Genomic DNA, 20181 nt, shown 5'->3' with positions numbered 1-20181 from the left:
TTATTAATATCTTAATTGCGTAACTTTAGTCACACTGAAAAACTGCGCTGCTGCTAAGAAGCGGTACAAATCTGTAAGTTTTGTGTAGTTCTAAAGACTGGTGTCCAAAATCTAAAAAACACAATACTAAAACATAACCAGGAACATAATAAGCTGTAATTGCTAGCGCCTGCGCATATATCACTTATTACTGCTGCTTTTCAGCTACTAACAAATCCACTATGCGCTGCATTTCTTCCGGAGACGAGAACACAATTTCTATTCGACCGTGATTTTCTGTACCTTTAATTGAAACTTTAGTTGCAAAACGCTGCTCAAGTTGTTGGCGAATTGGCGAAGCAGCCCACTTATTATTACGCCGATTGCGAGCGTGAACTATGCCGTCAGATTCATGCTTAGTTTTAAGCGACACAATTTCTTCAGTACTTCTAACTGATAACCCCTCAGCAATAATTCGATTGGCAAGATCTTCCATATCTTCTGGCTTTTCCAAACCAAGCAAAGCGCGAGCATGTCCGGCAGAAAGCACGCCTGATGCTACATGTTTTTGTACACTTGCAGGAAGATTTAGAAGTCGCAAAGTATTTGCAATTTGTGGACGAGATTTCGACACAGATTGCGAAAGCTGTATTTGTGTCAAACCAAAATCGTCAATCATTTGCGAATAAGCTGCAGCTTCTTCCAGAGGATTCAAGGCCACGCGATGTAGATTTTCGAGCAATGCATCGCGTAGCATATTTTCGTCAGAAGTCGTGCGCACAATTGCTGGCACAGTATCGAGACCTGCAATCTGCGAAGCACGCCACCTGCGTTCTCCCATAATAAGTTCGTAGTGTGCAATCTGCTTATCGTTCTTATCGGCACCTTCGATTGGTCTAACAACTATAGGCTGTAGTACGCCCACTTCTTTAATAGAAGACGCAAGTTCGCGCAGCTCATCTTCATCAAAAATAGTTCGTGGCTGTTGAGCATTAGGTACAATATCTAAAGGTTTTAGATATGCTAAATATCCACCTTTTACTGGCTGCAGCGGTTGAGTTTTTGCAGTTTGTTGCGTTTCCTCAACGTTTGTAGTATTTGCAGTTTTTACATTGCTGTCACCAGATTTACGATCCGTATTTTCATGCGAAGTAAGGGGTGATGTCTGCGTCGTGGTTTCGTTGAAGAAGAAATCGATTGGGCGTGTGACATCTTCAAGAGATGGCATGGCTGAACGCTTACGAGCGTGTTTGTTACCCTGTGTTAGCGGTAAAGTTTCACGTGAAACGGCTTGTGATTCCTTATTTTTGTTATCTACATAATTTGCATGAGGAGCTATTGCATCGCTTATGCTGGGCACTTTAGTTTGCGTTTTTAATTGTTGGTTTGTTTCATGTGAAACACTATTTGCAGAAGTAACAACATTGCTAGATGTTTCATGTGAAACAGTCGCCTTTGTTGTTTCATGTGAAACAATATTTTTGTTATCATCTAGTTTATCGTCAAACTGCTCAGTTAAGGCACCCTCACCAGGCAAAGCTGGGAATAAAGCTCCTAAACCTTTCCCCAAACGAGATTTATTTCCGCTCATCGTCCACTCTCCTCTTCATTTGCGCTACGCAACGCCTCTTGTTTTGATGAAATAACAGCCAGTACAGTTTGCGAACGTTTTGCTATTTCCAACGCAGCCTCGCGATACGATATTGCACCAGCACCGTGCGGATCATACGTAATAACGCTCTGATTAAAGCTAGGCGCCTCAGGAATTTTTACTGTACGCGGAATAGTAGTATCGAGAACAATGTTAGGATAATGGTTTTTTACTTCTTGGAATACTTCTCGCCCTAGAAGTGTTCTCTTGTCAAACATAGTTACCAACATGGTTGATACTACCAAAATTGGATTGTAGTGTTGCTGTACCAAACCGATTGTTCTTATAAGCTGTCCTAAACCTTCTAGTGCATAATATTCAGCTTGAATAGGTATAAGCATTTCACGAGCGGCACACATAGCGTTAATTACAAGTAATCCCAAGGAAGGTGGGCAATCTATAAAGACATAATCGTAATGAGTTTCACATTGATTAAGATATTCTTGAAGAGCATCTTTCAATAGATTGTTACGATTATCCATATCAGCAAGTTCTAATTCTGCACCGCTTAAATCAATTGAGGCAGGAACTACATCAAGATTTTCAATGTCAGGACAAGCTAACTTAACTTCAGCTATACCTTTTCTACCTTCAATAACGTCATATACTGAAGGATCACCGGAAGCGTGTGGCACATTAAATGCGGTAGAAGCATTACCCTGTGGATCCATATCAATAACGAGCACATGAGATCCACTAATCGCCATTGCTGCAGCAAGATTAACGGCAGAACTTGTTTTACCTACGCCACCCTTCTGATTAGCAACAGCAATAAAACGAGTTTGATCAGGATGTGGATATTTCACACTGTCAAGCGCGTGATAACGAGATGTTAAATCTGCTAATTCAATGCCTAACGAAGACTTCGAATCCCCAAAAATACGTTGAATTGTTTCAGCAGCCGATTCCACAACGTATCACCCCCGCTCAACTATGAAGAGACCAAAAAATACAATACCGTGTCTCAAGTTTCCTTGTTTCTATGGACATAAAAACGCAAAATTGTTTAATGTTTCACATGAAACAATGTAACAGTTTAATTGATTTTATTTGCTTATTAACGTTGCTTTTTTTGCTTGCGCAATTTTAAAAAATTAGGCTTTGTCTACAATTACAACAGTAGTCGGTTGCAAGCCAGGAGCCACAGGCGCTTCAAGAACTCGAGGCTTTACACCACCAGCTTTGCGAATCATCTTTGCAGCTTTTTCTATTTCTGCTTGAGCAGATTTTCCTTTAAGAGCAACCAGTCGACCGTGTTCGCGCAACAATGGTATCGTCCACCCTGCCAATTTTGTCATAGGGGCCACAGCTCTGCACGTTACGGCATCAAAAACATTTATCTCGTGAGATTTAATTTTCTCAATAACTTCGTCTGATCTTCCATGAAAAATAGTTACGTTTTTTAATCCCATAAGGGCAACACATTCTTGAAGCCATGTTACACGACGTTCCATTGGCTCAATTAATGTCACATCGCTTTCTGGTAAACAAGCAGCCAGTACTAATCCAGGGAAGCCGCCACCGCTACCAACATCGGCAACTCTTTTACTTTTACTACCAGAAATAGTTTCACGAATAAATGGCACAACGGCAGCAGAATTTAATATGTGTCGCTCCCACAAAATTCCCATATCTCGCGGTCCAACCAGCCCACGCAACAAACCTTCTTTTTGTAGTTTCACGTGAAACAGCTCGCACTGGCTAAGAGCATTTCCAAGAATATCAGCTAAAAGTGGGGAATTTTCCAATTCATCAACTACATTTTGCATACTTTCTGTCGCTTGAGTAGATTGAATATTTTCCATATTGTCCCGCGCTTTGTTGATTTTCAGATTCATTTTTTAGTACATCACAAACAGATAAAAGTAACATAATTAAACAAAATTTGTTCAACTATGTTACTTTATCTTATTGGGTAATTTTATTTTTTCTCGATTTTAGACAACACTAAGAGGTGTAGCATTAATTATTCTTCTACATACCCATCGTCTGCAGAAACATCTTCAGCATCGTCAACCATATTTTCGTCTGCACTGGCAGGCAAATACACCGTCACATAACGATGTGGCTCCTCACCATGCGAACGAGAACGCAAGCCCTCATCGCGCACAGTATCGTGAATAACCTTACGCTCAAACGAATTCATAGGCTTCAAAGATACAGATTCACCAGTTTCACGAACTTCATCAACAGCATCCAATGCAATATCGCGTAAATGCTGACGCTTACGCTTTAAGAACCCGTCAACATCAACAATAAGATGCGAACGATCACCAGTTTTCTGCTGAATAGCAAGACGACTCAGCTGTTGCAAAGCATCAACCACTTCGCCCTCGCGACCAATCAAATGCTTGATATCAGTATCGTCATCAGCAACAATTTGAATCATTGGACGGTTATTGCGCACTCCCATCTCAATATCGCCTTCATAATCGGCAATATCAAGCAAACCTTCCAAATAATCGGCAGCGATATCAGCTTCTTCATTGAGCTGATCCACTGTCTTCTTCTCATCTTGTATCATTACCTACTCCTTATCGTGATACAAATTCACGTTACACAATTCTGAAGTCTAGTTTAGCGGATAATAAAGCCAAGTTAACAACCTATTTTCAGGCTTTCGCACCGGCTTTGTTGATTTATGTAATATAGCTATTACTACCGCTTTGTCACCTTACGCTTACGTTGTGGTTGCTTACGTTGGAATCCTTCAGTTTCCCTACGCTCAGCCTCTTCGCGGGCTTGTTGGAGCTTTTCTTCTTCAATAGAAGGCAATCCTTCACGTTCGCGACGAGCTGTTTCTCTCTTATAATCTCGCTCTTCTTTTTCCTCAGCTGCAGGAGAGCCAGGAGTTGGGAAGGCATATACCTGCCAAATAGAGCGAAGCATATTCATAATGTTGTTTACAAGCCAATAAACAAGCATTGCAAATGGAAGAGCGAATGCAGAGAAAACATAGATTAACGGGAATCCCCACATCATGAGCTTTTGCATCGTATATTGGCTGCCCTGCTTAGATTCTGGAGGCAGATTCTTACGAATATTGTTAAACTGCATGTACCACATTGCAGCACACATGAGTATTACAACGATAACAATAACAACTTTCCCTAATGCCCCAACCGTCATAAATGTGTCAGCAACACCTACGCCAAACACGTGCGTTTTAATAAATTGTTGTGCTGTAGCAATATCAAAAGCTCCAAGAGCGGCATGCTTTCCACGAGCAATGAACGGAATCACAGAAAGCGTATACCAAATACTCATAAACGCTGGACCTTGAATCATCATAGGAAGGCAGCTTCCAGCAGGATTTGCGTTGTTATCTTGGTACAGTTTCATCATTTCTCGCTGCATTGCTTCTTTGCTTGCAGCATCATTTTTGCCCTTATACTTTTGCTGAATCTTCTTCATTTTAGGGGCAATTGCCTGCATATTACGCATGCCCTTAATGCTTTTTATAAAGGCAGGGAAGATGCAGGCATGAACAACCAGCACCAAAAACACTATCGAAAGAACCCAAGAGAAACCAATTTCATTCATCCCGAGCATAGTTAGGAATTTGTGGAACAAGTACATAACTTGAGTCATAAGCCACTCAACTGGCGTAAGGATTTTGTAGAACCATCCCCAGGGTCCGCTATCAAGTAAGAAGTGATCTTGATTAAACATTAGTTTTCCTTGTCTTCTTCAGCCAAGGGAGTTAACCGAGGCTCTTCATGCGCTTTAGACCAAGCACAACGATAAAAAATTGAATAAGTATGTGGCACGTCGTCAATACTGCAACTAGTCCACGGTCTGCAGCGAAGTAGTCGCAACGCCGCCAGAATACCACCTTTTACTGCTCCAAACCTTGTAACGGCTTCAATAGCGTAACGCGAACAAGTAGGATAGTAGCGGCAGCAAGCTGGTCTTTTGGCAGAAATCACGCGCTGATACCAACGAATTGCTGTAATCATTGTACTCGCTGCAAAACTTTCCTTATTTCGCATAATAATAACCACTTTCTCTCTCTAAGTAATATATACTCACTTACTTAATTTTGATTATTTTCATGCGATTCACAACCTTGAGCAGGCTGCAACACTTCACTAATTTTTTCAAATAGCTTTTGAATTTGTTTTTGCAGTGAATCAAATGAAGCTTTAGCTGCAGTCGGCTTAGCTCGTAGTACAACATCGCAGCCCGCAGGCAACAAAAATTCGCATTCGCGAGTAATAGCCCTTAAACGACGCTTCACTTTATTACGAATTACAGCTTTTCCTACTGATTTAGATACAGCAAGGCCTAACCTCTTGGCAACCTCAGTATTGTGAGCTTGTTTTAAGGTATCAGAAAATGCCGCGGGAATACTACTTTCAAAACCCGTGGCAACACTTTCTAGACCTGCACTTCTACCTTCGTTAAGCGCGTTCGGTACGGCTATATCGTCACGCATCACATAATGCGCGACGATATCCCGCGAACTCACTTTGCGTCGTTTCCTAAGTACCGTAACAAAATCACGGTGGCTTTTCAGCCTTTCCATACCTGACGACGCTACCTTAGCTCAGGCAGACAGCGACTTACGGCCCTTGGCGCGACGACGATTAATAACGGCGCGACCAGAACGCGTACGCATGCGAACGCGGAAGCCGTGCTTCATGTGACGACGACGGTTATTCGGCTGGAATGTCCTCTTCATAACTAATGCTCCTGTATTCAGCCATGCAAAAGCATGGCCCCGTATGAGTCAAGCTCTACTAAAATACTCTTACCCCTCACCAAGAGTCAAAACTTCACATTTTTTGTGCTTATTGGGTGAATGTCATACAGATAACAAAAATTATTTTGTTCACATTTTCATCACATTTTTAATATAGCCAAAAACGTTGAAATATAGCCAAAACTACACTTCTAACTTATCCACAAATTACACACATGTTATTCACATTTAAGTAATTTCAACACGCTAGACTGTGGATAACTTCGTAGGGTCGGTGTAAAGATAGCTTACTGATACTTTTACACACGCGTGCGCGTATAAAAATCATATTTATTCTCATGTGTGTACGTTAACCTTTTGGGGGGTGACATGGCTGATACATTAGGCGACCCTGCAGCACAAGCTGCTCTTGTTTGGTCTAATACGCTTACTGTTTTGCAGCACAATGCCCTGTTAACTGCACGAGATAAGGGTTGGTTTGAAAGCGTCGAACCAGAGGCAATTTTTGGGACAACTATCGTTTTATGTGTTCCTAATGCTCAAGCGCAGCTTGCATTACAGAATGAACTTAATTCTCCGCTGCTGACTGCTTTGAAAATTTGCACAGGCAAGGATATGTTCCCTGCTTTTAAAATCGTTCCACAAATGCATCATAACGAGCAAGGTGGGGCTGATACACGCCCTACTGTGGCGCCTCAGCCAAAACAAACGGCATCAATCAATACAACTTCCCCAGCTCCTCTATCTCATAATCCAGCTTCTGCTAACTCGATGGAAGCTGACAGAAAATCTGAAGATCCACTTAATACTTTACATTCGGCAACAATGCCTTCGCAGCCGGATTTTGACAATGCCACTGGTCTTTCCACTCTGCAACAAACTCGTATGCCATCTACTTCGGCACAGGTTTCTCAACAAAAAATGCCTGTTTCCGTGCAAAGAGATTCTGTTACGCATTTAAATACTTGTGCAACTTTCGATACGTTCGTGCCTGGAGATTCAAACCGTTTTGCAAGAACTGTAGCTCTTGCTGTTGCTGAAGGATCTGGCCGCGACTTTAATCCGTTATGTATTTATGGCGGTTCTGGACTTGGTAAAACCCATTTGCTTAATGCTATTGGTAATTATGCTTTGGTTAAGGATGCTTCTCTTAAAGTGCGTTATGTCACCAGTGAGGAGTTTACCAATGAGTTTATTGAAGCTCTACAGACGCCAAATCAAAGTCAAGGTCAAATTGCTGACTTTAACAGGCGTTACCGTGAAGTTGATGTACTTCTCATTGATGATATTCAATTCCTCGGTGGTAAGGAAGCAACACTAGAACAGTTCTTCCATACTTTTAATGCCTTGTATCAGGCCAATAAGCGTATTGTTATTGCTTCTGATGTTGCTCCAAAAAATCTTAAGGGATTTGAAGCTCGTTTAATTTCCAGGTTTGAGTCTGGTCTTACCGTTGATATTAAACCACCAGATTTAGAGACGCGTATCGCAATTTTACGTATGATGGCTTCTATGAACCATTGCAACGTTCCGAGTGATGTACTTGATTTAATTGCCGAACGCTTTACAGAGAATATTCGTGAGCTTGAAGGTGCGTTAACTCGCGTTACCGCTGTTGCTTCCTTAAGTAATCAGCCGGTGAGTAAGGCTTTGGCGGAACAGGCGTTGCAGGATTTCTTTGCAACTGATATTGAAGTTCGACCATCCGATATTATTAGTCAAGTTGCGCAATATTTCCACATGACTTTTGATGAACTTGTTGGTCGCCAACGTACAAAAAATGTTGCACTTGCACGTCAAATTGCTATGTATCTTGCTCGTGAAATGACAAGTATGAGCTTGGTTGATATTGGCGAGGTTTTTGGCGGTCGAGATCATACCACCGTTATGCACGCTTATACTCGTGTTAGTGGTGAGATGCAAGAAAAGCAGGAAATTTATAATTACGTTATGGAATTAACAGTTCGTTTGAAGCAAAATCCTACCGAGCATAGGAAGTAGTATAAAAAATATTTGCTTTTCCACCATGTTATTCTTTAATTGTTCATAGAAAATAAAGAAAGTTATCCACATACTTAATCACAAATGTGGGTAAAACCTGAGCATAACTCGTGGAAAACGCCGTTTTAAAATGTTAGTAAGTCGTGTATAAGCACGATTCAACTGTTAACAACTCAAAAAATAGCTAACGCTGTGGATAAGTCGACTACTTGTGCACACTGTTGTTTGAACACTATACACAATTTTCTCGTGTGCATAACCTTTTTATTTCGCGCTTTTACAGCACTTTTCCACATATTAACCACGCTTATTATGTCTATTACTTTATTTACTTACTTATTAGTAGAAATAATTAAGACGTTTTCCACTTTCTTTTTTCACTTAGCAAAGTAGGCGCAACATACGATAGAATAATTGCAGACTTTACAGAAAAGAGGACGTATGAAAGTAGAAGTTAATTCTGCATCTTTTGCTGACGCTGTAGCTTGGACAACACGCGTTATCGATGCAAGACCAGCTAATCCTATCCTTGCAGGCTTAAAAATTGAAGCAACAAATGGTACCTTACAACTTTCTGCATTTAACTATCAGATTTCCAGTTGTCACCACATTGAAGCTGGCATTGATGAAGAAGGTAGCGTTCTTGTTTTAGGCAAATTAATGGCAGATATTACTAAATCTCTTCCAGCAGAAAATACTTATCTAAGTTCTAAAGAAAATACTTTGACCATTACTTCTGGAAAATCAACTTTTACTTTGCAACTAATGCCACTCGGTGAATATCCTAATTTGCCTGATCTTCCTAGCAAATTAGGACAAGTTGATGCTCCAACTTTTATGCAAGCTGTTAACCAAGCCTCTGTTTCTGTTTCACGAGAAGAAAATAGGCCTGTACTGACTGGTATTCGCATGCAATTTGATGACGATACCGTAACTATGACTTCTACTGACCGTTTCCGCTTGTCTCGTTCTAATTTCAAATGGACTCCTGAACATGAAAATATTCACGCAACAACTCTTGTTCGTGGATCTTTACTTCGTGACATTGCTCGTTCTTTTGATGACCACCAAAATGTTCTTGTTTACTTTAATGAAGAAGAACCAACATTACTTGGTTTTGAAAACTCTGGACGAACCAGCACATCACAACTAATTGATGGCGAATTTCCTTCAGTAGACAGACTTTTTGTCGATGAATATCCTATTCACGCTGTTATTGACAGACAAGCATTAATTAACGCTATCAAACGAGTATCTTTGGTTGCTGAACGTAATGCTCCTATTCGCATGGTCTTTTCTAATCAAGAACTCACATTAAGTGCTGGTACTGCCGATGAATCTCAAGCAAATGAAGTTCTCGATATTGATATGGATGGAGAAGACATTACCGTAGCATTTAATCCAATGTACTTAGTGGAAGGATTAAGCGCTATTAGTGAACCTTTCGTTCATATGAAAATGGCAACAGCAGTAAAACCTGTCGAATTTAATGGTCAACAAGAATCTGATGGTGACGAATCTCTGAATTATCGTTATCTTCTTGTTCCTATGCGCTTTAATAATTAAACATTTTTGCGATATTACATTCACTATGAATTTAATATCAACACATTTTCAAAGTGAGTGTAATATCGCAATTTTTTATATATAACTACCAACGTTTAAAAATATTTAATATTACACGTTTTTTGTAAAAAGAAAGGGTAATAAAACAGTGTTTGTTTCTCGTATTGCCCTTGATACTTTTCGTTCTTGGAAACATATTATTTGTGATTTTCAACCTGGAATAAATATTATTCTTGGCAATAATGGTTTAGGAAAAACAAATATTGTAGAATCCTTAGAAATTGTTGGAACAGGAATCAGTCACAGAACTTCCTCAACTTTACCTCTTGTTACACGAGGTTATGAAACATCTACTATACGTATTAACGTGTGTGCCAACAAAGAAGATACTACTTACGAAGTTACTCTTTCAATAAAGGGTGCCAATAGAGCGCGTATTAATTCTGGAAAATCATTATATATGAGAGAAATTGCAGGATTACTTCCCGTGGTTTCTTTCACTCCTCGAGATCAATCTCTTATTTTTGGAGATCCTAATATAAGACGTACTTTTTTAGATCAGGCGGGAACTTTATTACTTCCTAATTATGCACAGCTTATTCAAGAATTTCGTCATATTGCTAAGCAACGTGCTGCACTACTAAAAAATATTCGAGAAAATTCTTATTCTGAACGTAATATTTCACTATCTGGTTTAGAAATTTGGACTGGAAGATTTATTGAAAGTGGTATTGCTGTAACTCGTGCTCGAAATCAAGTAGTAACTATATTAAATAACTCTTTTACTCAGCTTGTTCAAAATCTTACTAATAATAGTGAAAACGCAATATTACAATATGCTCCTTCATTTGAAGAAGTATTAAAAAGTTACGATTCTCATAATGAACTTTTACAAGATATAGGTGAGCATTTTCAACGTATTTATGAGGGTGAACTTGCTAGAGGATGCAATCTTATAGGTCCTCATCGAGATGACGTCAATTTTATGCTTGATTCTATGCTTGCTAAGGATTTTGCTTCTAATGGTGAATCATGGACACTTGCTATAGCTGCAAAAATGGCACTGTGCAAAGCATTAGAAGAAAAAAATCGTGATAATCCTGTTATTATTCTTGACGATGTCTTTGCTCAGCTCGATGAACAGAGACGTCAACAAATTTTGAATTTTGCAGAACAACAAGGACAAGTTTTTATTACTACTTCCTCAATAAGCGATATACCTAACAGCATTGAAAATAGTGAGTTATGTAATCATCATATTATTGATGTTGCTGATTTAACATCCCAACAAGACGATGATATTAATTCGCTTCACACCACCATACTAAAAGGTATATTAGCCCAACGCAGCAGTCAGGAAAATGATGCACTATGATACCTGCGTATAAGATTCTTAAGCTAGATACTCGTAAATTACCGGCATTAATATTTGAACCAATTTCTGCTAAAGCAAGAAAAAAAGAAGATCTTTCTTACCGAGCTGAGCAGGCTTGGGAAAATTTTGGTAAACCTGGGAGAGATCCTATTGAATTAGGTGGAATTTTACAAACTTTTGCTTCTAAAAATAGGTGGAATAAGCAGCTTTCTATAGCAAAATTGCGTGTTTCTTGGAATAAAGTGGTGGGAGAAGTTATTGCTCAACATTGTGAAATTAGTCAAATAAGAAATGGAACACTTATTATTCGTGCGCAATCAGCTGTTTGGGCTACGCAACTTTCTTATTTACTTCCTCAATTAAAGAAAAAAATTTCTGAAAATCTTGCCGATATTGAGATTACAGAAATTAAAGTTATTGGTCCTACAACAACCGGATTAGGTGCTTGGAAAAGTAAGTAAATATTAAAAATAGTGAAAAGGCCTCTTAATGACGAGAGGTCATTATGTATGTGTAGAATGTCATGTAATATAGTTCAAGCGCTAGAATCCCCTTTTTTGTGCTTTCTGGCGTATGTTGACCTTATTAATGCCTTTTGGTGTGAAAAATGGTGAAGGGACCTAAGGTGACAAATACAGAAGATAATTCGATGGACAATACTGTCGAAGAGCATAAGCTTAATGATGCTCAACTTGATGATTCACTTGCTCCTGAACATTATGATGCTAGTGATCTTCGAGTTCTCGAAGGTTTGGAGGCTGTTCGTATTCGACCGGGTATGTACATTGGTTCTACCGGTCCTCGCGGCTTGCATCACTTAGTTTATGAGATTGTAGATAATTCTGTAGATGAAGCATTAGCTGGCTATGCTTCGCATATTGAAGTAACAATTTTGCCAGATAACGCTATTCGCGTTGTCGATGATGGCCGTGGCATACCAGTAGATGAGGTTCCAGGCGAAGGTGTTTCTGGTGTTGAAACAGTGATGACTAAGCTGCATGCTGGTGGCAAGTTTGGTGGCGGCGGCTATGCTGTTTCCGGTGGTCTTCACGGTGTTGGTATTTCTGTAGTCAACGCACTTTCTACGCGTGTGGAAATTGAAGTCCGTCGTCAAGGATTCCACTGGACACAAACGTATGTAGATCAGCATCCAACTGCTCCACTTGCCCAAGGTAAGCCAATGAAAGAAGGAGAATCTACTGGTACGTCCGTAACATTCTGGCCGGATGCAGCAATTTTTGAAACAACTACATACGATTTTGAAACATTGCGTTCTCGCTTCCAGCAGATGGCCTTCCTAAATAAAGGGTTGAAGATTTCCTTAACTGACTTACGTAAACCAGATGAAGCTGGAGACGAAGTTGCAGGAGATAATGAGTCTACTGATGAAACAAAGCATCGAAGCGTAAGCTACCAATATGAGCACGGTATTAAAGATTACGTTGATTATTTAGTTAAATCTCGTAAGGCTGTGCCGGTAGAGCAAGATGTTATTGATTTTGAAGCTGAAGATCTTGAAATTGGTATTTCAGCAGAAATTGCTATGCAGTGGACCGTTGCCTATTCAGAAGCAGTTCACACTTTTGCTAATACAATTTCAACTACTGAAGGTGGCACTCACGAAGAAGGCTTCCGTGCTGCTTTAACAACTTTAATTAATCGTTATGCTCGTGAAAAAAATATCTTAAAAGAAAAAGATACTAATCTTTCTGGTGACGATGTTCGTGAAGGTCTAACTGCTGTAGTTTCAGTAAAACTTACTACTCCACAGTTTGAAGGTCAGACTAAGACAAAACTTGGAAATTCCGAAGCTAAGACTTTCGTGCAGCGAGTTATGACAGAAAAGCTTGGAGATTGGCTCGATGCTCATCCAAGTGAAGCGAAGAATATTATTCAAAAAGCTATGGAAGCTTCTCGTGCTCGTCTGGCAGCAAAGAAAGCTCGCGAAAATACTCGTCGCAAGTCTATTTTTGAAACTGCTGGTATGCCAGATAAGTTGAAGGACTGCCAATCAAGTAATCCTGAAGAATGTGAATTATTCATCGTCGAGGGTGATTCTGCAGGTGGCTCCGCAATTCAAGGTCGAGATCCTATTACACAAGCAATTTTGCCTTTGCGCGGTAAGATTTTGAACACTGAGCGTGCATCAATAGACAGAATGATGAAGTCTGAGACTATTGAATCCTTAATCACTGCAGTTGGTGGCGGTTATGGTGAAGATTTTGATTTAAGCAAGGTCCGTTACCACAAAGTTATTATTATGGCTGATGCTGATGTTGATGGTGCTCATATTGCTACTTTGAATTTGACACTGTTCTTCCGCTACATGCGTCCTATGATTACAGCAGGATACGTTTATGTTGCTATGCCACCTTTGTACCGCTTGAAGTGGAGTAAGGGAGCACATGACTTCGTTTATACAGATGCTGAACGTGATCGCGTTCTTGCAGAAGGTAAAGCTGCTGGTCGTCAACTTCCTAAGGGTGAAGGTATTCAGCGATATAAGGGCTTGGGTGAGATGAGTTATCAGGAGTTGTGGGAAACCACTATGGATCCTGAACATCGCATTTTGAAGCAAATTCATATTGAAGATGCTGCTCGTGCTGATGAAACCTTCTCCATGCTTATGGGCGACGAAGTAGAGCCACGACGACTCTTTATTCAACGAAATGCTCATGATGCACGATTTATTGATGCTTAAGTATGAGATTTATTCTTAGAAAATATAGCCAGATAGAACGTTAAACGTATAAAAATACAAAGGAATTGCAGTGGTAGACGAAATAAATGCCGCTAATGATGGCGAAAAACGAGATCAACTGCCAGATGGTTCAATGGAACCGCAAAGCCCACAGGAATCAGATAATACTGATTATGGCTTAATGAAGGGTGCTCGCGTAAAGCACATGGATTTGCAACAGGAAATGCGAGAATCCTACTTGGCTTATGCTTTGTCAGTTATTATTGAGCGAGCTTTGCCAGATGTTCGTGACGGTTTGAAACCAGTACACCGCCGCGTTATTTATGCCATGTATGACGGCGGATATAGGCCTGATCGTGGATATAACAAGTGTTCCCGCGTCGTGGGCGACGTTATGGGTAAGTATCATCCTCATGGTGATTCTGCTATTTATGACACTTTGGTACGTATGGCTCAGTCTTGGTCTATGCGTTATATGCTCGTCGATGGTCAAGGAAACTTTGGTTCCCCTGGTGACGATCCTGCAGCAGCAATGCGTTATACAGAATGTCGTATGGCACCTTTGGCTATGGAAATGGTGCGTGATATTGATAAAGATACCGTCGATTTTCTGCCAAATTATGATGGTAAAACGCAAGAGCCTACAGTTCTTCCAGCACGATTCCCTAACCTCCTAGTAAATGGTTCCGCAGGTATTGCTGTTGGTATGGCAACAAATATTCCACCTCATAATATGCGTGAAGTGGCTGATGGTGTGCACTGGGCTTTGGAACATCCAGATGCTAGTAAAGAAGAACTTCTTGAAGCATTAATTCAGCGCATTAAAGGACCTGATTTTCCTACTGGAGCAACAATTTTAGGTCACAAAGGAATTGAGCAGGCTTATCGTACTGGCCGCGGCTTAATCACCATGCGTGCAGTAGTTAATACTGAGGAAATAAAGGGACGTATGTGCTTGGTTGTAACCGAGCTTCCATACCAGGTAAATCCTGACCGTCTTGCTGCTTCTATTAGGGAAGCTGTACGTGACGGCAAGATTCAAGGCATTGCTGATATGCGAGACGAAACGTCTGGTCGTACTGGTCAGCGTTTGGTACTTGTTCTTAAGAGAGATGCTGTTCCAAAAGTTGTTTTAAATAACTTGTATAAGCATTCGCAGTTGCAACAAACTTTTGGTGCAAACATGCTTGCTTTGGTTGATGGAGTGCCTAGAACTTTGAGTTTGGATGCGTTTATACGCCACTGGGTAGCTCATCAGCTTGAAGTTATTGATCGTCGTACACGTTACTTAAAGCGTGAAGCCGAAGAGCGCGACCATATTTTGCAAGGCTATTTGAAAGCCTTGGATATGATTGATGAAGTTGTTGCTTTAATTCGTGCGTCTAAAGATGTTGATACTGCTCGCACAGGATTGATGGATTTGCTCGATGTCGATGAAGTTCAAGCAGACGCAATTCTTGCAATGCAACTTCGTAGGCTTGCGGCTTTGGAACGTCAGAAAATTCTCGACGAACACGAAGAATTAATGCGAAAAATTGCTGATTACAACGATATTTTGGCAAGTCCAGAACGTCAGCGCACAATCGTAGGTGATGAACTTGACGAAATTGTTGCTAAATATGGTGACGAACGTAGAACAAAGATTCTTCCATTCTCTGGTGAGATGAACGTTGAGGATCTTATTGCGGAAGAAAACGTTGTTGTAACAGTTACTCGAGCAGGCTACATTAAGCGTACAAAAGCAGACGAGTATCGTGCTCAACATCGCGGTGGTAAAGGTATTAAAGGCGCTAAGCTTCGTGAAGATGATGTAGTAGATCACTTCTTCCTCACATCCACACATAATTGGCTTCTCTTCTTTACCAATCGTGGTCGAGTTTATCGTTTGAAAGCTTATGAACTTCCAGAAGGATCGCGCGATTCTAAAGGTCAGCATGTTGCAAATCTTCTGCAATTTACTCCTGGAGAAACAATTCAAGCAGTGCTTTCAATCGAAAATTATGATGTAGCAAAATATCTTGTACTTGCAACTCGCTCGGGTAAAGTTAAGAAAACAGCTTTGCAAGAATACGATTCTCCACGTCAAGGCGGTTTAATTGCAGTTCGTTTAATGGCAGATGAAACAACTGGTGAGCCTTCTGACGAGCTTATTGGTGCAGCATTGTGCAATCCAGAAGACGACATTATTCTTGTTTCTAAGCTCGGCATGAGTCTGAAGTTTAGAGCAGATGATGAACAGCTTCGACCAATGGGTCGCCAAACTGCTGGCGTTCAAGGCATGCGATTCCGTGAAGGTGACGAATTGCTCGACATGGACGTTGTTGCTGCAGAAACTAGTAAAGATCTTCTTGTAGTTACTAATGAAGGATTTGCTAAGCGAACTGCTATTGAAGAGTATCGTTTGCAAGGCAGAAACGGTTACGGTGTGAAAGCTGTACAACTTGCAGAAGGTCGTGGTTCATTAGTTGGCGCATTAATTGTTGAAGAAACAGATCAAGTAATGGCAATTATGAAGTCAGGCAAAGTAATTCGTTCCAACGTAAACGAAGTGAAACGTACGGGACGAACTACTCAAGGCGTAACTTTAGCAAAGCCAGATAATGGTGACGAAATCATTTCCATTGCTCGCAATGAAGAAACTGATGACGATCATCAAACAGATGAAGTAACAACTCAACTAAATGAAGCAAATGCGGATAATATACAAGATCCTGCAGAAACTACATACGCTGAGGAATAAAATTTAATAATAAAAAAGAATAAATGAGAGTACCATGAGAGCGTTTATAGTCCGTTTTTATTGGTACTCTCATTGATATAATGACACTGATTGTACGAAATATAGTAAGAGAAGGAACACTGAGATGAGCGAAAATTTTGAGCCATCGCATCCAACCAATATGAGTGAAAAATCTGCAATTATTTCGGAAAATGAAGAAGAATTTGCAGAACAGCACGTTCCTTCTGCAGAAGGTGCGTACATCGAGGATAATAAAGAAAACAAGTCTAACGGCGGGATGTATCTTTCATCGTTGGGGAATATTGCTAAAGAAAATCCTTCAACTTCAGGACGGGTGAGCAGCAGCTATGCTTCACGTCGTACTGTTGGTGGAACTGCATCTAATAATCTAAACAATCAGGCTCATAATTCAGCAAAATCTAGTCGAACCCCGCGTGCAAGGCGTATGAGTCTCTCTCTAGTTCGCGTTGATGCATGGTCTGTTGCAAAAGTTACATTTTTACTCAGCGTTGCAGGTGGAATTATTCAAGTTATTGCAGCAGGATTAGTATGGCTATTCTTGAATATGGTAGGTGTATTTGATCAGGTAACACAAATCGTGTCTTCAACCGGATTGGATAGTAACGGTTTTAATCTTGCAGACGTGTTTTCTTTGCCAACGGTATTAAGTGCTGTAACAATTTTCTCTATTGTCGAAATCGTTATTGTAACTATACTTTCGGCAATTATTGCGCTGCTTTATAACGTTGTCGGATCTCTTGTAGGTGGTATTCACATCACACTAGGTGATGATTAATACTACTGACAAAATAAATATGATGTGTCCCCGTTCATAATTTTATGAGCGGGGACACAATATTTAAAAAGCAAATATATGTTAACGACGAGCTATTTCATCGCGAATATCTTGCAAAAGTTGAATAGTTTTTTCTTCGCGTTCTTTGCGTTTTTCTTCCTCAGTTTTTTCGTGTTCAATTTGTAACAAATTGACGCCAAGCTCACGCAACTTATTAATAGGAATAACTATGCAGAAATAAACTGCAGTGGCAATAATAAGGAAGTTAAGTAAAGCTCCAATTACTGCTCCAAAAGAAATAGTGGCGCCATTCAATGTGACAGTAAGTACTCCATCAAGTTCCGTCTTTCCACAAATCATTGCAATAAGAGGATTAATAATATGTTTTACTATTGCTGTTACTACAGCAGTAACAGCACTGCCCATAACAACACCGACAGCCATATCAATAACGCTGCCACGTAAAATAAACTTTTTAAAACCATCCATCATTGTATTACTCCATTGTTGAGGATAATTCTGTTATATCTGTATCTTCAGTATTTATATCTGTATCTTCCGTATTTTCTCTAAGATCAACATACAAGTGGTGACGTTGACACGATCGTAATACGGAAATAGAAAGCAAAGGATACATGATTGCAGCAGTTAATACGTCAGTTGGAAAATGTGCAGCAACAATAAGTCGTGAAATAGCAACAATAACAACTAATACTGCGCTAAAAAGAAGTCCAATCTGAATAAAAGCTGGTTTAACCATATAAACAATGAGCATAGCCATCACACACACTGCAACCGCTGCCGAAGTGTGTCCACTAGGAAAACTTGGATCTGAAGGAACGCTAATTTTTAGACCTATATATGGTCTAGGACGATGAACGGCAAATTTCACCGCAAAAATATAAACCATAGGAATTAAGGAAATAAAAAGTTGAATAAGCGTAATCTTCCAATTTCTACTTATAAACCAAGAAGTTATGGCAAGTAAAAGTAAAATTATTAAGCAACCTTTAGTAGAAAACACTACTGCAATAATTTTGGAAAAAGTAAGTAAAAATGAAGGAACGCTATTATGAAACCAAGCAACAATTGTGCTTTCGTAAGCGCGCTCCTTACTTGTCACAAGAAAAGCCTTACCAAAACAAGGTACAACAAGAGCAAGTATTATGGTAAAAATAGTAGCGGTATTGTGTGCTAGTGCCAACAATCCGCCATGATTGCTGTTATTTTTTTGCGTCATAATTGTTAAGAGTACACGCACAATAACGTACACGCACGCTAATCTTGTGGAAGTAAAAGTAAAAAATAGAGTATAAGTATAAAACATGTAATGTGAGAGTTGAACACCGTACCCGGTGACGAGTACTATGATGAACAGATAGAAAGGGTTTACCATGAGTGTGCTTGACCGATTTGAGAAGAGCGTGGAAGGTGCAATGAACGGCGTCTTCGCAAAATTCGGCTCTAAAGATTTGCAGCCAGTTGATTTTTCGAGTGCTTTGGAACGTGAAATTGATGCTGAAGCCATGCCTATTGGGCGTGATCACACTGTTGCTCCTAATGAATATCGTTTTAAGTTGAGCACACCGGATTTTGATCACATTGAACAATGGGGTAGTGAAGCGTTAGCTAATGAACTTGCCGACAATCTTACGCAATATGCAAAAAGTCAGCATTACGCATTCGTTGGACCTGTAGTTGTTATTTTTGAGGAAGATTTAGAGTTAACCAAAGGTAACTTCCACTTAACTTCCGAATCAGTACAAGGAAACGCTGTACCTGTCACCACTGATAATCAACAACAGAATCATCCTATGTTGGAGATTAATGGAAACCAATATTTGCTCACCAAGGAACGCACTATTTTAGGTCGTGGATCTGGATGTGACATTGTTATTGATGATCCAGGCATTTCTCGTCATCATCTCGGTATTGATATCACCCCTGATGGTGTTATTGCTCGCGATCTCGGTTCCACCAACGGCACGTATGTAGAGGGACATCAGGTTCCTGCAGCAACATTAGTCGACGGTAACACGATCACTATTGGACGTACGCGTATTCTTTATTGGGCATCGTCTCAAGACCAGGAGTAGTAAGTATTTCTGACTGAGGAGACGTACCGCACATGATGTTCACTGAATTAACGTTCGCAATACTCAAGTATGGTTTTCTTGCCTTACTATGGGTTTTTGTGTGGTGCGCTATTCGTTCACTTCGCTGTGATATTGAAATTTTTAGTCCTAAAAAATCCCATTTTTGGAATAAAAAATCTCGACGTTCACCGCATGAGATAATTTCACCTTCATCTGCACAGTTACAGGTTCCTCAGGCTGTTTCAACTTCTACAGCTCCGGAAAATTCTGGAATGGAACCTACATTGCTCGTTGTTATTGATGGACCGCTAGCTGGATCATCATTCCCTTTGAATGCTGCTGGCATTACATTAGGTCGTGCTGCTTCCAACACTGTCGTATTAAATGATGAGTTTGTGTCATCTCACCATGCACGCGTGTACTTTAATCAAACTGTTCACGCATGGGTTCTTGAAGACTTAGGTAGCACTAACGGGACTATGATTGGCCATACTCGTGTAAGCGAACCTGTAGTGTTGCAACCTCGTACTTCGGTACGCATAGGCGCAACCATGTTTGAATTGAGGTAAGT

At 40.2% G+C, this 20181-nt stretch carries 19 protein-coding genes; 9 read left to right on the top strand and 10 right to left on the bottom strand.

The features are described from left to right. Nucleotides 1–187: 187 nt before the first annotated feature. From HXT56_RS05735 to rpmH, 8 genes are all read right to left on the bottom strand, one after another. A complete protein-coding gene (locus HXT56_RS05735; RefSeq protein ID WP_421777994.1) occupies nt 188–1570 on the bottom strand; it encodes a ParB/RepB/Spo0J family partition protein in 1383 nt (460 codons plus the stop codon). Then, a complete protein-coding gene (locus tag HXT56_RS05730) occupies nt 1567–2541 on the bottom strand; it encodes a ParA family protein (protein ID WP_421777993.1) in 975 nt (324 codons plus the stop codon). The genes HXT56_RS05735 and HXT56_RS05730 overlap by 4 nt, the downstream gene beginning before the upstream one ends. Before the next feature lie 183 nt (nt 2542–2724). Next, nucleotides 2725–3435 (bottom strand): 16S rRNA (guanine(527)-N(7))-methyltransferase RsmG, encoded by a 711-nt coding sequence (gene rsmG, locus HXT56_RS05725; RefSeq protein ID WP_421777992.1) that lies wholly within the window; start codon nt 3433–3435, stop codon nt 2725–2727. A 161-nt stretch (nt 3436–3596) separates the two neighbouring features. Next, nucleotides 3597–4154, bottom strand: coding sequence for a protein jag (locus tag HXT56_RS05720; protein ID WP_116712451.1), 558 nt, complete (start codon nt 4152–4154; stop codon nt 3597–3599). 134 nt (nt 4155–4288) lie between these two features. After that, nucleotides 4289–5302, bottom strand: coding sequence for a membrane protein insertase YidC (gene yidC, locus HXT56_RS05715; protein WP_116712452.1), 1014 nt, complete (start codon nt 5300–5302; stop codon nt 4289–4291). After that, nucleotides 5302–5622 carry a membrane protein insertion efficiency factor YidD gene (yidD, locus tag HXT56_RS05710; protein ID WP_250309735.1) on the bottom strand — a complete coding sequence of 107 codons (321 nt, stop codon included), beginning with the start codon at nt 5620–5622 and terminating at the stop codon, nt 5302–5304. Before yidD ends, yidC begins: the two co-directional genes overlap by 1 nt. 44 nt (nt 5623–5666) lie before the next feature. Continuing rightward, a complete protein-coding gene (rnpA, locus tag HXT56_RS05705) occupies nt 5667–6158 on the bottom strand; it encodes a ribonuclease P protein component (protein WP_250309736.1) in 492 nt (163 codons plus the stop codon). A 21-nt stretch (nt 6159–6179) separates the two neighbouring features. Further along, nucleotides 6180–6314 carry a 50S ribosomal protein L34 gene (rpmH, locus tag HXT56_RS05700; protein ID WP_116712454.1) on the bottom strand — a complete coding sequence of 45 codons (135 nt, stop codon included), beginning with the start codon at nt 6312–6314 and terminating at the stop codon, nt 6180–6182. Between the two features lie 390 nt (nt 6315–6704). Here rpmH and dnaA point away from each other — a divergent pair, with 390 nt between their 5' ends. From dnaA to HXT56_RS05665, 7 genes are all read left to right on the top strand, one after another. Next, nucleotides 6705–8336: a chromosomal replication initiator protein DnaA gene (gene dnaA / locus HXT56_RS05695; RefSeq protein ID WP_421777991.1), complete on the top strand. Its 1632-nt coding sequence runs from the start codon at nt 6705–6707 to the stop codon at nt 8334–8336. Nucleotides 8337–8777: 441 nt separating this feature from the next. Further along, complete coding sequence (gene dnaN / locus HXT56_RS05690; RefSeq protein WP_116712456.1) at nt 8778–9902, top strand: DNA polymerase III subunit beta; 1125 nt, start codon at nt 8778–8780, stop codon at nt 9900–9902. 148 nt (nt 9903–10050) lie between these two features. Beyond that, complete coding sequence (gene recF / locus HXT56_RS05685; protein ID WP_421777990.1) at nt 10051–11277, top strand: DNA replication/repair protein RecF; 1227 nt, start codon at nt 10051–10053, stop codon at nt 11275–11277. Beyond that, nucleotides 11274–11738, top strand: a complete 465-nt coding sequence (locus tag HXT56_RS05680) for a DUF721 domain-containing protein (RefSeq protein ID WP_116712458.1) — start codon at nt 11274–11276, stop codon at nt 11736–11738. Before recF ends, HXT56_RS05680 begins: the two co-directional genes overlap by 4 nt. 164 nt (nt 11739–11902) lie before the next feature. Next, the gene (gyrB, locus tag HXT56_RS05675) at nt 11903–13978 is read left to right on the top strand and encodes a DNA topoisomerase (ATP-hydrolyzing) subunit B (RefSeq protein ID WP_421778504.1); all 2076 of its coding nucleotides are present in this window, start codon (nt 11903–11905) and stop codon (nt 13976–13978) included. A 70-nt stretch (nt 13979–14048) separates the two neighbouring features. Then, the gene (gene gyrA / locus HXT56_RS05670; protein WP_421777989.1) at nt 14049–16718 is read left to right on the top strand and encodes a DNA gyrase subunit A; all 2670 of its coding nucleotides are present in this window, start codon (nt 14049–14051) and stop codon (nt 16716–16718) included. A 181-nt stretch (nt 16719–16899) separates the two neighbouring features. Next, nucleotides 16900–17514, top strand: a complete 615-nt coding sequence (locus HXT56_RS05665; protein ID WP_421778503.1) for a DUF3566 domain-containing protein — start codon at nt 16900–16902, stop codon at nt 17512–17514. Nucleotides 17515–17595: 81 nt separating this feature from the next. Here HXT56_RS05665 and mscL read toward each other — a convergent pair whose 3' ends face one another. Beyond that, nucleotides 17596–18006 carry a large conductance mechanosensitive channel protein MscL gene (gene mscL, locus HXT56_RS05660; protein WP_116712461.1) on the bottom strand — a complete coding sequence of 137 codons (411 nt, stop codon included), beginning with the start codon at nt 18004–18006 and terminating at the stop codon, nt 17596–17598. Nucleotides 18007–18010: 4 nt separating this feature from the next. Further along, nucleotides 18011–18754 (bottom strand): phosphatase PAP2 family protein, encoded by a 744-nt coding sequence (locus HXT56_RS05655; protein WP_421777988.1) that lies wholly within the window; start codon nt 18752–18754, stop codon nt 18011–18013. Nucleotides 18755–18908: 154 nt separating this feature from the next. On the opposite strand from HXT56_RS05655, the gene HXT56_RS05650 reads away from it, so the two are divergent. Then, nucleotides 18909–19610: an FhaA domain-containing protein gene (locus tag HXT56_RS05650; protein WP_250309741.1), complete on the top strand. Its 702-nt coding sequence runs from the start codon at nt 18909–18911 to the stop codon at nt 19608–19610. 32 nt (nt 19611–19642) lie between these two features. Then, on the top strand, nt 19643–20179 hold the full coding sequence (locus tag HXT56_RS05645) for an FHA domain-containing protein FhaB/FipA (RefSeq protein WP_116712463.1): 537 nt from the start codon (nt 19643–19645) through the stop codon (nt 20177–20179). The last annotated feature ends 2 nt before the right edge of the window (nt 20180–20181 follow it).

The organism is Gardnerella nova, assembly GCF_049244055.1.
Taxonomy (GTDB): Bacteria; Actinomycetota; Actinomycetes; order Actinomycetales; family Bifidobacteriaceae; genus Bifidobacterium; species Bifidobacterium vaginale_H.
Note: the sequence above shows the minus strand (reverse complement) of the source record. Positions and strands in the feature narration are given on the sequence as shown.

Excerpts from the sequence above, each read along its gene's own strand:
- HXT56_RS05735 (WP_421777994.1), bottom strand. The coding sequence starts at position 1,570 with ATGAGCGGAAATAAATCTCGTTTGGGGAAAGGTTTAGGAGCTTTATTC.
- rsmG (WP_421777992.1), bottom strand. The coding sequence starts at position 3,435 with ATGGAAAATATTCAATCTACTCAAGCGACAGAAAGTATGCAAAATGTA.
- HXT56_RS05720 (WP_116712451.1), bottom strand. The coding sequence starts at position 4,154 with ATGATACAAGATGAGAAGAAGACAGTGGATCAGCTCAATGAAGAAGCT.
- yidC (WP_116712452.1), bottom strand. The coding sequence starts at position 5,302 with ATGTTTAATCAAGATCACTTCTTACTTGATAGCGGACCCTGGGGATGG.
- yidD (WP_250309735.1), bottom strand. The coding sequence starts at position 5,622 with ATGCGAAATAAGGAAAGTTTTGCAGCGAGTACAATGATTACAGCAATT.
- rnpA (WP_250309736.1), bottom strand. The coding sequence starts at position 6,158 with ATGGAAAGGCTGAAAAGCCACCGTGATTTTGTTACGGTACTTAGGAAA.
- rpmH (WP_116712454.1), bottom strand. The coding sequence starts at position 6,314 with ATGAAGAGGACATTCCAGCCGAATAACCGTCGTCGTCACATGAAGCAC.
- dnaA (WP_421777991.1), top strand. The coding sequence starts at position 6,705 with ATGGCTGATACATTAGGCGACCCTGCAGCACAAGCTGCTCTTGTTTGG.
- dnaN (WP_116712456.1), top strand. The coding sequence starts at position 8,778 with ATGAAAGTAGAAGTTAATTCTGCATCTTTTGCTGACGCTGTAGCTTGG.
- HXT56_RS05680 (WP_116712458.1), top strand. The coding sequence starts at position 11,274 with ATGATACCTGCGTATAAGATTCTTAAGCTAGATACTCGTAAATTACCG.
- mscL (WP_116712461.1), bottom strand. The coding sequence starts at position 18,006 with ATGATGGATGGTTTTAAAAAGTTTATTTTACGTGGCAGCGTTATTGAT.
- HXT56_RS05655 (WP_421777988.1), bottom strand. The coding sequence starts at position 18,754 with ATGACGCAAAAAAATAACAGCAATCATGGCGGATTGTTGGCACTAGCA.
- HXT56_RS05650 (WP_250309741.1), top strand. The coding sequence starts at position 18,909 with ATGAGTGTGCTTGACCGATTTGAGAAGAGCGTGGAAGGTGCAATGAAC.
- HXT56_RS05645 (WP_116712463.1), top strand. The coding sequence starts at position 19,643 with ATGATGTTCACTGAATTAACGTTCGCAATACTCAAGTATGGTTTTCTT.